This window comes from Burkholderia sp. BE17, from assembly GCF_009362305.1.
Lineage (GTDB): Bacteria > Pseudomonadota > Gammaproteobacteria > Burkholderiales > Burkholderiaceae > Burkholderia > Burkholderia pyrrocinia_C.
The window spans coordinates 69,759-81,646 of record NZ_WHNU01000036.1 but is presented as its reverse complement, the minus strand read 5'-3'; the positions used below and the strand labels follow the sequence as shown (position 1 = coordinate 81,646).

Sequence of the window (11,888 nt, the reverse complement as noted above, 5' to 3'; positions counted from 1 at the left end):
CCGCCGATCGTTCCGGTTGTCGGCGCCGTGTTCGCTGAAGCACGCCGGCATGGCCGATGCCGGGACGGTATGCAGTTCCCGCGACGGGTTGCGCACTGGACGTGCGTGTGCAATGGGTCGCGCAAAGTCCGGCGTCGTCGCGTGACGGACGACGCGATTTGCCGGCCAGATGGCGATTTTCGAGGCGTATTGTTTAAATCAGGGGAGTCAGTCGTGGAAATGACGAGTGGCGGGCGAGGCCGTCATCGATGGCGTTGACGGGCAACTGCGTGTGCTCGACGCAAGCGATGCGCTTTTACCGACGCTTGCATGTGCTCCGTCAGGTTTGACTGAATTGCGGTGACGCTGCTGGAGGGACGATGATCCGGCATGCATCGGCATCCATTGACGCGATGCATGCGCGTGCCGCGCATTGAGGCGCGGCATCATTGCCCCGCCTGTTGCTCAGCCCTTCGCGACGACGTCGATGCGCAGCGCTTCGCCGCCGTCGACGATCGCCAGCAGACGATCGACGTTCGGGTGCGCGCCCGGGCGGTTGCGTGCGTCGGCCGTATGTTCGGCGAACACGGCGAGGCCGTGCTCGGCCGCTTTCGCGTCGAGCGTGCCGAATGCCTGCTGCAGATAGTTGTACACCGCGAGCGAGCCCTGCTTGCCCGGCTGGTTCTCGATGGTCGCGACCACGTCGCCGTTCGCGCCGGCGAGATCGATGCGCGCGATACCGTCGATGGCCGGCAGTTGCGCGAGATTGTCCTTGAATACAGGGGTCGGTTGAATCACTGAAGACACTCCGTCGGTTTGATCGTGGAAAGGTGGCGGCCTGTATGTTATCTGATTCGCCGCGATGCACTTTTCGACGCGACCGGGCGATTTGCACGGAGTCTGATCATCCGATCGCAGACGCGCTCGGCGGCCGATTGCGGGCACGCGGGAATGCTCCGCGACGCGCAGCCGTCCGGTTTGCCATGCCTGCTTCTCGTGCCGCCGCCGCATCAGCGTGACAGTCGCGCTCGCAATTTCAAGACATGCCCGTCGTCAATTGTTGCCATCAAGACAACATGGTGAACGCGTTGGCGACGCTACTGACGTCGGGAATCCAAATCTACAATTTGTTTGAGCGCGGGTTGTACAACGCTTGTTCCATGTTCCAACCCGAAGTACCTGCCGCAACGAAGCCGGCAATCCGTCCGCTTCGTTCGGCTGGATCGTTCTTGCCTGCTGCGGAAACGCCGTCCTTTTCAACGGAGCAACCATGACATTCAATTTCCTGCCGCGATCGACCCTCTGCTCCGCGATGCTCTTGTCGATCGTGCCGACCATCGCTGTCGCGGGAACGTTCTCCGTCAAAGTCGATGACCTGAACCATGGCCGGTTCGAGAACGAACAGGTCTACGGCGGATTTGGCTGCCACGGCGGAAACGTCTCGCCACGCATTTCGTGGTCCCATCTTCCTCACGGAACGAAGAGCGTCGTCGTGACCATTCACGACCCCGATGCCCCGACGGGCGGACTGGGCTGGATGCATTGGGGCGTCGTCAATATTCCGGCATCCGACACGTCGATCGAAAAGGGCGCCTCCGGCGATCCGAAGCGGATGCCTGCGGGGGCCATCGAAACGCTGACCGACTTCGGCGCGGCGAAATACGGCGGGCCTTGCCCGCCTCAGGGGGAGTCGCACCGATACATCGTTACGGCATCGGCGCTCTCTGTTCCGAGTATCGACGTGAACGCCACGTCGAGCCCGGCCCTCGTTGCATATCAGATGCACGGAAAAGTGATTGCACGGGCTCGCTACGTTGCGATGTATCACCGGGCGGCGGAGTGAGCGTCCTGGCGGGAGGTCATCGCAGCGACATCCCGCCGTCGACATTCAGGTTCACGCCGTTGACGAAACGCCCACCGCTGCTGACGAGAAGCGGTGTGGCGCGAGCCGGTGACCTGCGGCCGAATTTCATGACCGGTGAGGCGGTGAGTCTCGCGTCGATCCGATCCCTTGGGTTTGCTTGCGACTAGCCCGGACCATCGCTGGCGGCAGCGAGAAGCGGAACGACCAGATCGCTGATCGGCGTCGGAATGCCGTGCGTTCGTCCGTAGCGCTGCACGACGCCGTTCCGGCAGTCCCATTCGAGCGGATGGTTGCTTTGTCGGTCGGCAAGGATGGACGTACCTAAATCGGGCGGAAAGCCATGCAATCCATCGACGATTTCCTGCGGCACTTCATCGCCCAGCTTCGCGCCCTCCGCCCGCGCGACCTCGAGACATTCCCGCAGGTAGGCGAGCGACAGTTCGGTGATGTCGCTTCGCGCGTACATGCCGGCGCGGCGACCGGTCAGCACCATGAGTCCCGCCACTGCGTTCTGCAAGAGCTTGCGCCAGGCGAGCGAGATGAAATCCTCCGCCACCTCCGGCGCGCAGCGCGTGCCGTGCAAAGCGGACACCACCACGTTGCTCGCCGGCGTATCGGGCAGGGTGAGCCGAGGCTTGCCCCGCAGCCACACCGATGCGCCCGATTCGCGTTGCGCCGGAAACCAGACGACCGACGGCACGACCGTGGCGCCGGCCGCATACGGTGCGAACGCGGCTTTTTGCTCGACGCCGTTTTGCAGCACGCAGACGACGGTATTCGCATCGCATAGCGCGGAGACCCAGGGTGCCGCACTCGCTATCTGCGTCGATTTGACCGCAACGAACACGAGATCGAACCTGTCCTCGACCGCGTGCGGATCGGTCAGTACGGGCCCGGGCACGACGATCTCGCCGCCGTCGAAGCGCAGCTTCAACTGTTCGTGTGCCGAGCGGCCGCAGATCACCGGCGTGCGGCCGGCTTCATGAAGGGCCGCGGCGACGGTCGTTCCGATTGCGCCCGGACCGACGAGGGCGACGGTCGGGTAGTCAGCGTTCGTCATGGTGTTCATCCTGTTCAGTCATCCGCCAGATGCGGGCGCAGTGCGAGGGCGAGCGGAAAAATCGCGAGGGCGGTCAGCGCGGTCGCATACGTGGCGCCATGCACACCGATCCTGTCGCCCAGGAAACCGTAGAGAACAGGCGATATCGCGCCGGATGCGATCGTCCCCGTATAGAAAATCGCGAATGCGCGCTCGGTGCGCTCGGGTGCGGACATCTCCGGAACGGTTCCGTACAGCACCGACGAAGTGCCGTTGAGCATCATACCCAGAATCGGCAGCAGCACCATGGCAAGTGCCAAAGGGAGATACATCACCGCGACGATGCACGCGGCTGTACCACCCTCCGTGAGCAGCACCGTCCTGACCATACCCAGACGCGCGCCCAGCCAGCCACACATGAATTTGCCGGCCGCACCGCCTGTGAAAACGAGTGCAAGCGCCGTTCCCAGCAGTTGCGGCGAGACACCTTTTGCCTTGAGCAGGAAAGGCAGAAATGTCAGCAGTCCCATGCGTACCGCCGTATCGAGCACGCCGATGGAAAACAGCGTGGGGAATCCGCTTCCCCCGGTGCCGCTGCGTTGAGCGGCCGCTTGTTCTTTGGCCGCCGTCTTGCCGGCGCCACGCGGCACGGCGGGAAACCAGAGCGCGATGACGGCGGCCACGACGCAGCCCAATCCGGCGACGATCCATAGCGCGTGACGCCACGGCATCATGGTCACGAGCAGCGAAATGGCGGCCGGCAGTGCGGATTTCCCCAGATCGCCGGCAAAGTTGTAGATGCTCAGCGGGCCTCTCGCGTCGCGTCCATAGAGGCGGGAGACGGCGCCCGATGCGATCGGATGCTGCGTGCTGGATCCGCCGCCCGAAATCGCCAGCGCCACGCCTAGACCGAGCAGGCCACCCGACAGGCCCGCGAGCGCATAACCGAGCGCGGCGAGCAGTGTGCCGAATGCGAGGGTCGTGCCGCTGCCCAGGTGTTGTGCGAGGCGCCCCGCAGACAACTGCAGCGTCGCCATCGTGCCGGCATAGATGCCGCGCAGGATCGCCAGGGCCGCAAAGTCGAGCCCGAATTCCGACTGCCACACGGGTAGCAACGCGTAGATCATGTCCGTATAGCCATCGTGCATTGCGTGCGCAATGCAGGACAGCCACAGCACGCGCCGTCGGGGCGGTGCAGTCTCCCGCGTCGCGGGAGGGGAAAAAACCGGCAGGCGCATCGTCATTCGCTCCGTGCGAGCGGTCGGTGGAAGCCGCTCGCGGCATTGTTTTCACGCTCGATGCGTCAATTTTATGGGTGAGGCAGCAGCCATTTCAATTGAACTAAAATCGCGTCAACGGAGAGAAAAAGTCACGTCATGAACGACAACCAGGACACGGCGAAGCATCGGGGCGAGTTGCCTCCGCTCAATGCGCTGCGCGCTTTCGATGCGGTCGCGCGGCACGGCAGCTTCGCGGGGGCGGCGGTGGAACTGCATGTCACCCACTGGGCCGTAGGCAAGCAGATCCGGCTGCTGGAGGACTGGTTCGGCCTGCCGTTGTTCGACCGTCGTCCGCGCGGTGTCGTGCTGACCGACGAAGGGGCCGCGTTGCTGCATGACGTCAGCCACGTGTTCGAGCGCCTCGGTACCGCGGTGGGGCGGCTGCGCCACGACACGTTCAAGCACCGGATATCGGGCGTCGTGCGGGTGAATGTGCCGATGAGCTTTGCGCTGTGCTGGCTGCTGCCGCGGCTCGCCGATTTCCATTCGCGCTACCCCGACATCGACGTGAGGGTGTCGACGACATCGCGCAAGTTGCGCTATGTCGCCGACGCTTTCGATATCGGTGTTCGTTCCGGTCCCGAGCAGGGCGCGGGCGTCGTATCGCGCCCGTTGATGCCCGACCTGCGCGTGCCGGCCTGCAATCCCGCATTGCTGCGCCGGCATCCGATACAGAGCGTGGCCGACCTGCGCCATCACACCCTGCTGCATTCGGCCACGACGCGCTCCGCCTGGTCGCACTGGTTGCAGGAAGCGGGGGCTTCCGATCTGCGCGCCGCGCGTCATGTCGAATTCGATCATGTGAATCTTCAGCTCGGCGCGGCCATCGAGGGGCTCGGCGTGGCCCTGGCATCACTGCCGCTGATCGGGCGCGATCTCGCCGAGGGGCGCCTCGTGTGTCCGATCGCGTCGCCCGTATGGCGTGCTGACGACTACATGCTGGTGACGAACGCCGATCGTGCCGACGATGCCGCGGTGTCCGCGTTCGAGCAATGGATGGAACGCATGGCGGGCCGCGAGGCGGGATAGGCTCGCGGTGTCGATCCGCACGATCGGCACCGCGATGCGCAGGGCCGGCAGTGCGAGGCGGTGCCGGGTCGGCGCAGCCGCATCGATACCGCCGGTGGAGGCACGACGACGCGCCGGGTTTACTGCCATTGCGCCGGGCGCTTCGTTACCGTCCGGCGCCGGTCAACATGCCCGCTTCACGCGAGCGCTCGATATCGGGGCTGCGATAAGCGCGCTCGGGAATCTCCGCGAGCCGCGACGCATGCACCTGCCGCGGCTCCAGCCCGTAGAACTTCTGGAAGCTCATGATCAGCGGCGACCATTTGTCCGGGTCGATGCGGTCCGCGTGGCCGTCCATCAGCAGGTCGGGATGCACGTGCACGCGCTGGATGCGCAACTCGAACACGCGGATGTGGCCGCGCAGGTCCGGTGCCTCGTCGCCGATCCCGTGCGCGGCCGCGACGACCGCTTCCATGTGCACCGGGCATTCGAGCGCGCGCGGCGGCGCGACGGTTTGCGACGCGGTTGCGGTGAGCGCGGCCGTGCCGAACTTGTCGGGTTCGAATACGTAGCCTCTCGCGCGCTTGCCGTCGGGCACCGGATGCGTGCCCGTCGTGCGCGCGATCCGGTCGACCGCGTCCGCCTGCGCCGACGACGGCAGGTTCAGCACGCATTCGCCGGTGCGCATCAGGTTGCGGGTGGTCTGCGAGCTGGCGGCGATGCCGATCACGCCGCGCCAGCCGAGCCAGAACGCGGACGAGATCGGCGCGAGATTGGGCGTGCCGTTTTCGTTCAGCGTGCTGATCAGCACGACGGGCGTGCCGAAATAGAGGATGTTCGGTTCGGTGACGCAATGCGGCGCATTCATGGCGGGTGCCCCTGGTGACGGATCAGTCCGCATGCTGATCCTGTCGCGGCGGCGCGGCGCTCCGAATCTTGTCGTGTCATTCCGGAAGGGGCGCAGGCGGCGTGGGCGCCGCAACGGACCGGCCGGCATCACGCGCGCTTTTCCGCTAGAGTAGGAAATCGCAGGCCGCGACCGCCGCACCACGCACGCGGGCGCGGCCACGTTCCGCCAACGCACACGAGGGCCTGATGGATACCGAGCAACGCTACACCGCCAATGCACCGACGCGCGCGGAAGTCGACGCACTGGGCGGCGCAACCGTCATCGAATTCGGCGCGAACTGGTGCGGGATCTGCGCAGGCGCGCAGCCCGCGATCGTCGCGTCGTTCTCCGCGCATCCTGCGGTGCGGCACCTGAAGATCGAGGATGGCCCGGGCCGCCCGCTCGGCCGTTCGTTCGGCGTGAAGCTGTGGCCGACGCTGGTGTTCCTGCGCGACGGTGTCGAGGTCGCGCGCGTCGTGCGCCCGGCCGACGCGAAGCAGATCGAAGCCGACGGCTTCGCCGCGCTGGCCTGAGGTCGCCGAGATGCAACAGGCCCTCACGCACATCGGCGTCGACACACGCGGCAGCGGCCTCGTCGAATTCACGCCGCAGGTGCGTGCATTCGTCGACCAGCAGGCGATCCGCACCGGCCTGCTCACCGTGTTCTGCCGCCATACGTCGGCGTCGCTGCTGATCCAGGAGAATGCGGATCCGTCGGTGCAGCGCGATCTCGAACGCTACTTCGCGACGCTCGCACCGGAGGACGCCACGCGCTACGAGCACGACACCGAAGGGCCCGACGACATGCCCGCGCATCTGCGCACGGCGCTCACGCAGGTACAGCTGTCGATCCCGGTCGAGCACGGACGGATGGTGCTCGGTACGTGGCAGGGCATTTACCTGTTCGAGCATCGCCGCGCCGCGCACCGGCGCGACATCGTGCTGCATCTGATTGGCGAATGAGTCTCGACGGGTGACGCCGCGCGCGGCTCGTAATGCGGTGCCTGTGCGCACACGGCATCGCGGGCTTACGCGAGCAGTTTCTCGACGAGCGCGCCGAGTTCGCGCAGGTGGACGGGCTTCGGCAGGAATGCGTCGAATACCCGCTTGTTTTCGCCCAGCGCAGCCGATTCATACGCGCTGACGCCGAGGATCGCCGGATGCCGGCCGTCGTCGTCGGGTTGCGCCACCGCGCGAATGCGCCGTGCGACGTCGAAACCGCTCAGGTCCGGCAGCTCGAGATCGAGCACGACGATGTCGTAGCGGCTCGCACCGAAGCGCGCGACGCCTTCCTGCCCCGTGCTGCATAGATCGACGTCGATGCCGAGCGCCGACAGCATCGCGCCGAGCGTTTCGCGTGCGTTGTCGTTGTCGTCGACCACCAGCGCGCGCCGGCCGCGGTATGCGGCCGCGTGCGGCAGCGCGGGCGCGTCGCCGGCCGCGTTGCCGGCGGTGTCGATGCCGGGCACTTCGGCCGGCAGCGTCACGACGAACTCGCTGCCTTCGCCCACCGTGCTGCGCACGTCCACATGCCCGCGCAGCGTCGTCACGATTTCGCGCACGACGGCGAGCCCCATGCCGATTCCGTCCACATGCAGCCCGACCGCGTCGTTCGCGCGATAGAACGGCTCGAAGATCTTCGACAGGTGCTGTTTCGCGATGCCGGCGCCCGTGTCGCGCACGGCGATCTTCAATTGCTGGCCGGCCGGCGCGTCGGCGAGCGTGATCGACACGTCGATCGATCCGCCGAGCGTGTACTTGACCGAGTTCTCGATCAGGTTCGACAGCACCTGGCGCAGCAGCTTGCGATCGGAACGGATCGCAAGCTCGTGCGGCTCGACTCGCTGCGCGACCGTGATCCGCCTGGCCGCGATCTTCTCGCGCAGCGGGTCGAGCACCTCGGCGAGCAGCGACGCGATGCCGACGGTTTCCCGCTCGGCGAGGCGCTTCGTCGAGCGCAGCTTGATGTAGTCGGTCAGGTCCTTGACGAGTGCTTCGAGCGACAACGCGGAATTCTGCAGTCGCCGGATCGTCTTCAGGTTCGCGTCGGACTGCGGGCGCGCGAGCAGGATCTCGATCGACCCGCAGATCGCCTGCAGCGGCGTGCGCAGTTCGTGGCTGACCATCCCCAGGAATGCGTTTTTCGCCTCGATCATCTCGAACGCGCGATCGGATGCCTTGCGCTCCGCGTCGAGCGCCGCGTCCTGCCGTTCGAGCAGGTCGTCGCGCGTGCGCATCGTATAGAACAGCAGCAGGAACAGCGCGCACAGGATCACGCCGAGCACGATGCCGAGGGTCAGGATCGCGCGCTGCTTTTCCTTCAGCTGATGGAACGTGAAATCGCGCTGCGCCATCTCGATCGCGCGGAAGTCGTTCGCGAGGCCGTTGACCTTCGGCCAGTACGCATTGACTTCGTCTATCACCTGATGTGCGTGCTTCGGCGCACCGCGCAGCAACGGCACGTCGCGCTTCAGGCGTGTCATGAACTCGCCGAGCGCGGCGATCTCGTTGCGCGCGCGCGGGATGCGCAGCCAGTATTGGGATACTTCGGACGGCCGCTGCAAGAACCCGAACGACACCGACAGGCTGTCGAGCTGCATCTGCACGTGATCGAAGTCGTCGTCCTCGTGCGTTGCGTAGAGGATCAGTTGCCGGTCGAACCGCGTATAGACGTTCCGGTATTGCGCGGCCGTCCAGAACACGCCTTCGCGCGGCCCTTCGAGCACGCCCTCGTTGACCGAGGTCGCAAGCAGATCCCACAGCAGGAACGCCCACGCGGCGAATCCCGCGATCCACAGCGACCCGAGGACCAGGATGATCTTTCTGTTTTTCCGCCGCGGCCGCGTCATGTCACTTCACGGTCAGGCCGATGATCTGCCATGCGAACTTGGCTTCGCCGAGCGGCGTCTTCAACTCGTCGGGATACTGGTCGCGCGGATACATGATCCACAGCGGGCCATAGTTGTCGTTGCCGAGCACCTTGCCGTTCATCGTTCGCGCGAGGATCACGCCGTACCGGTCGGCATCGGACACGGGGATCGTGAACGTGTATTCGTCGATGCAGCGGAACTCGATCTGCGTGCCGTGCGCGCCGACGATCTTCAGCACGTCGGACAGGCGCGGGCCGGTGAAGGTCGCCTTCGGCGTCCAGCTCGTCGACGTGACGATCGTATGCTGCGGCAGCGCCATCAGCGCCTGCTCGGAAAACACGTACGCCGTCTTGCCCTGCTGGTTGCTCTTGTCGATGTTGCCGTCGACGGTGAACGTAAACGACGAAGCGGCCCATGCCGCGGCGGCCATGCCGAGCAGGCAGGCCGTCAGCAGGCTCTTGGTCCAGGTGGTCGAAATTCGCATGTCTTTCCCTCGGTCGTGGCGTGGTTGCTTGTCGTTCCGGTCTCAGCTCGCGGCGGCTGCGGCCGGCTGCGCGATCTTCAGTTCGCGCGCCACTTCGGCGAACAGGATCGGCAGGCGCACCGGCTTTTCCTCGCAGCGCGCGTTGTAGTGCGACACGATGTGCGCGATCTCGTCCTCGCTGGCTTCCCCGGTCGAGATCTTGCCGGTCAGCAGGAAGATCGGCGCGCCGCTGTTCTCACTCGAACGGATGCCGCGCACGAGCTCGGCGGCGGTCTGGTCGCCGAGCATCCAGTCGAGGATGTAGCCGTCGAAATCCTCGACTTCCAGCGCCTTGCGGAACGTCGCGCCGTCGAAGTACGGGATCGCATTCACGCCTTTTTCGATGAAATATTCACATACCGTTTCGGCGACGTCCCGCGAATCGTCGACCACGGCGATCCGCGCCGCGTACACGTTCGGCTGGCTCGAGCGCAGCTCGACGACATCGACCGGATACGTGCGCCCTTCGCGCGCGTGCTCGCGCTCGGTGACGATCCATTCGCCTTGCCACTGCAGCGCGACGAAATCCGTTTCGATCTGGCTGCTGGCTTTCGTCGAGATGGCGGCCCGGCAGCGAAAGCGCCGCGACTCGATCACGAGCGTCGCGTCGACCATCTCGGCGGCGGCCGGCTGCGTGCCCTTGTCGTCGAGCAGGATCGCGGGCGGCACGCCGAAGTGCGTCGCGATGTCCTGCAACTGCGACAGGTTCCACGGGATCAGGCCCTTCATCTTGCGCGTGACGACCGAGAAACTGAGGCCGAGCACATTCGCGATCGTCGTGTTGTGACTTCGCGGCGGAATGCCGTTCCGGTTCAGGAGGTCGCGCACCTTGTTGGCGGTGATCAGATCGACGTTGGCCTGCTCGCTGTTGGACATCTCGACGGGTTCTCCAGGGGGTTTTGGCGAGGGAGAGCATATCAAAAGTGACGCATCACGCAAACTTTGAAAACGCGAAGGACCTTGACATACCGTTTTTCTCCATTATTATTGCTCACCACGTCACTATTGTTTGTCGCGTCATGTTTGGAGGCCGATGCCGGCATCAGCCGGTACAGCGAAAAGCGACGGCAATGACTCAGTGACTGAACGATTCGAAGAGAGAACCTGAGAGAGCCTTGGGCAGCGTGTCGGCGTTGGCGGATTGTATCCGCTGCGCCGCGCGCGACCGGGTTGCGAGGCGAGTTCGCGGGGGGAAAAGCTCGAAGAATTGCGGCGCCATCGTCGCGCTGAAGCAGGCCGCGAAGGCCCGGCCGAAGGCGGCTTACGATCTCGGCCTGCGTTGTTTCCGCGGCGGGCCGGAAGCAACGGGGGGCGGCAGCGGGGAGACCACCATCGCGCCACGCCGGGGGTTTATCGAAGTTCGCACGGACGCATAAGCCGAACGACGACTCTATCGAACGATAACGACATGAAGACCAACCTTTCCCGTCGTCTCACTCAAGGTGCGCTGGCCGCGGCGCTTTGCGCGTCTGTCGCGGTAGCGTCGCACGGGTCATTCACAGCTCAATGACCCGCGCTCGCTGAATCGAGTGCCTCAGGTGCGCCACGTCATCCGTGGCGCATCTTTTGCCGCCGGCTTGCCGGCGGTATTTCGTTTACGCCCGGGCCGAGCCCCTCGAGCGATCTCGCGGCAAATTTCGATCACGTCCCAAGCGGACTTTCCTGTTCTCGCACGCGAAGCGAACGCTGACGCTGCCGTGACGGCTGCGCACGAGCGGCATCGCGACGAGCGCACGGCACACGCTCGCCTTTTTGCTGCAGTCGAGATTCTCGAATTCGCCGCCGAGCCGGCACGTCATGTCGGAACAGGCGACGCCGATGCGCGTCGATACCGAGTCGGCTGTCACCTGAAACGACGCGCGTAAGTAGCGCAGGCGTGCGTTGCTCGCCAGGACGCGCGGCGAAACCTGCCGCCCATGCGCAGCGGCGCATTGACGCCGCCTCTGGTCACAACGCCGACACACGTCGCAGTCGTCGGTCATCGCGTTCGCGGGATGGCGGTGCTTCCACACCGGCTTGCGAAGTGAACCGGCACACATCACGCGGCTTGCTTGGCCACTTGACATCAATAGACGCGCCTTGTAGGCAGGGGCCTCATTGTCAAATAGGACAATTAACGGCTCTATATCAATTTGTTTAGGACATGAACGATTTAAAACGCCGGATCGTAATGGCAGTATCAAGTCTTACACCGTCTCGATAAGCGATGGGATTGCGGTAAGCGGTGGACGCCTGCCTCGTTGAAGTTGTTAGGCCACGTCAGCCAGGTTCGAAATTTAACGATCCGTGACGTTGATTGAATGCCCATGTCAATCGCTTCAGATTCGCATTACTAAACAACAGATGAAAATCGATCATCGGTTCGGGAGTCGATCCGTGCCGGCGTGGCGTGCGTTGCGTGTAGATGCGCTGCCGCTCCGTCGCCAATCGATCTCG

Annotated in this window: 12 protein-coding genes and 1 pseudogene; 5 read left to right on the top strand and 8 right to left on the bottom strand. The window is 64.8% G+C overall.

Annotation, left to right across the window (positions count from 1 at the left end; all coding sequences use genetic code 11):
• Positions 1-444: 444 nt before the first annotated feature.
• Positions 445-777: a DUF2322 family protein gene (locus GD429_RS27980; protein WP_048021448.1), complete on the bottom strand. Its 333-nt coding sequence runs from the start codon at positions 775-777 to the stop codon at positions 445-447.
• Positions 778-1,249: 472 nt separating this feature from the next.
• Between GD429_RS27980 and GD429_RS27975 the strand changes: the two genes are divergently transcribed.
• The gene (locus tag GD429_RS27975; RefSeq protein ID WP_059696124.1) at positions 1,250-1,822 is read left to right on the top strand and encodes a YbhB/YbcL family Raf kinase inhibitor-like protein; all 573 of its coding nucleotides are present in this window, start codon (positions 1,250-1,252) and stop codon (positions 1,820-1,822) included.
• Between the two features lie 184 nt (positions 1,823-2,006).
• Here the strand turns inward: GD429_RS27975 and GD429_RS27970 are convergent, their stop codons facing one another.
• Together GD429_RS27970 and GD429_RS27965 are read right to left on the bottom strand one after the other, a co-directional pair.
• Positions 2,007-2,903, bottom strand: coding sequence for an oxidoreductase (locus GD429_RS27970; protein WP_152861830.1), 897 nt, complete (start codon positions 2,901-2,903; stop codon positions 2,007-2,009).
• A gap of 14 nt (positions 2,904-2,917) precedes the next feature.
• Positions 2,918-4,120, bottom strand: a complete 1,203-nt coding sequence (locus tag GD429_RS27965; protein ID WP_152861831.1) for an MFS transporter — start codon at positions 4,118-4,120, stop codon at positions 2,918-2,920.
• A 138-nt stretch (positions 4,121-4,258) separates the two neighbouring features.
• Here GD429_RS27965 and gcvA point away from each other — a divergent pair, with 138 nt between their 5' ends.
• Positions 4,259-5,191, top strand: coding sequence for a transcriptional regulator GcvA (gene gcvA / locus GD429_RS27960; protein WP_059696122.1), 933 nt, complete (start codon positions 4,259-4,261; stop codon positions 5,189-5,191).
• Between the two features lie 145 nt (positions 5,192-5,336).
• Here gcvA and GD429_RS27955 read toward each other — a convergent pair whose 3' ends face one another.
• Positions 5,337-6,038, bottom strand: coding sequence for a flavin reductase family protein (locus tag GD429_RS27955; protein ID WP_152861800.1), 702 nt, complete (start codon positions 6,036-6,038; stop codon positions 5,337-5,339).
• A 227-nt stretch (positions 6,039-6,265) separates the two neighbouring features.
• On the opposite strand from GD429_RS27955, the gene GD429_RS27950 reads away from it, so the two are divergent.
• Both GD429_RS27950 and GD429_RS27945 read left to right on the top strand, forming a co-directional pair.
• Positions 6,266-6,592 (top strand): thioredoxin family protein, encoded by a 327-nt coding sequence (locus tag GD429_RS27950; protein ID WP_021160574.1) that lies wholly within the window; start codon positions 6,266-6,268, stop codon positions 6,590-6,592.
• Between the two features lie 10 nt (positions 6,593-6,602).
• A complete protein-coding gene (locus tag GD429_RS27945) occupies positions 6,603-7,022 on the top strand; it encodes a secondary thiamine-phosphate synthase enzyme YjbQ (protein ID WP_027789935.1) in 420 nt (139 codons plus the stop codon).
• Positions 7,023-7,087: 65 nt separating this feature from the next.
• On the opposite strand, the gene atsR is transcribed toward GD429_RS27945, so the two are convergent.
• The 3 genes from atsR to GD429_RS27930 are packed head-to-tail and all read right to left on the bottom strand — an operon-like array spanning position 7,088 to position 10,328.
• Positions 7,088-8,908 (bottom strand): hybrid sensor histidine kinase/response regulator AtsR, encoded by a 1,821-nt coding sequence (atsR, locus tag GD429_RS27940; RefSeq protein ID WP_152861798.1) that lies wholly within the window; start codon positions 8,906-8,908, stop codon positions 7,088-7,090.
• A 1-nt stretch (position 8,909) separates the two neighbouring features.
• A complete protein-coding gene (locus GD429_RS27935) occupies positions 8,910-9,413 on the bottom strand; it encodes a molybdopterin-dependent oxidoreductase (protein ID WP_152861796.1) in 504 nt (167 codons plus the stop codon).
• Positions 9,414-9,455: 42 nt separating this feature from the next.
• Entirely contained in the window at positions 9,456-10,328 is an 873-nt protein-coding gene (locus tag GD429_RS27930; RefSeq protein ID WP_152861794.1) for a response regulator, read from the bottom strand.
• Positions 10,329-10,669: 341 nt separating this feature from the next.
• On the opposite strand from GD429_RS27930, the pseudogene GD429_RS42135 reads away from it, so the two are divergent.
• Positions 10,670-10,744 (top strand): annotated as a pseudogene (locus tag GD429_RS42135) (sel1 repeat family protein); the annotation flags it as partial.
• A 303-nt stretch (positions 10,745-11,047) separates the two neighbouring features.
• Here the strand turns inward: GD429_RS42135 and GD429_RS27920 are convergent.
• Positions 11,048-11,434: a hypothetical protein gene (locus GD429_RS27920; protein WP_152861792.1), complete on the bottom strand. Its 387-nt coding sequence runs from the start codon at positions 11,432-11,434 to the stop codon at positions 11,048-11,050.
• Between the last annotated feature and the right edge of the window lie 454 nt (positions 11,435-11,888).

Coding starts and splice junctions, on each gene's coding strand:
- GD429_RS27975 (WP_059696124.1), top strand. CDS start 1,250: ATGACATTCAATTTCCTGCCGCGATCGACCCTCTGCTCCGCGATGCTC.
- GD429_RS27970 (WP_152861830.1), bottom strand. CDS start 2,903: ATGACGAACGCTGACTACCCGACCGTCGCCCTCGTCGGTCCGGGCGCA.
- GD429_RS27965 (WP_152861831.1), bottom strand. CDS start 4,120: ATGCGCCTGCCGGTTTTTTCCCCTCCCGCGACGCGGGAGACTGCACCG.
- gcvA (WP_059696122.1), top strand. CDS start 4,259: ATGAACGACAACCAGGACACGGCGAAGCATCGGGGCGAGTTGCCTCCG.
- GD429_RS27955 (WP_152861800.1), bottom strand. CDS start 6,038: ATGAATGCGCCGCATTGCGTCACCGAACCGAACATCCTCTATTTCGGC.
- GD429_RS27950 (WP_021160574.1), top strand. CDS start 6,266: ATGGATACCGAGCAACGCTACACCGCCAATGCACCGACGCGCGCGGAA.
- GD429_RS27945 (WP_027789935.1), top strand. CDS start 6,603: ATGCAACAGGCCCTCACGCACATCGGCGTCGACACACGCGGCAGCGGC.
- atsR (WP_152861798.1), bottom strand. CDS start 8,908: ATGACGCGGCCGCGGCGGAAAAACAGAAAGATCATCCTGGTCCTCGGG.
- GD429_RS27935 (WP_152861796.1), bottom strand. CDS start 9,413: ATGCGAATTTCGACCACCTGGACCAAGAGCCTGCTGACGGCCTGCCTG.
- GD429_RS27930 (WP_152861794.1), bottom strand. CDS start 10,328: ATGTCCAACAGCGAGCAGGCCAACGTCGATCTGATCACCGCCAACAAG.
- GD429_RS27920 (WP_152861792.1), bottom strand. CDS start 11,434: ATGACCGACGACTGCGACGTGTGTCGGCGTTGTGACCAGAGGCGGCGT.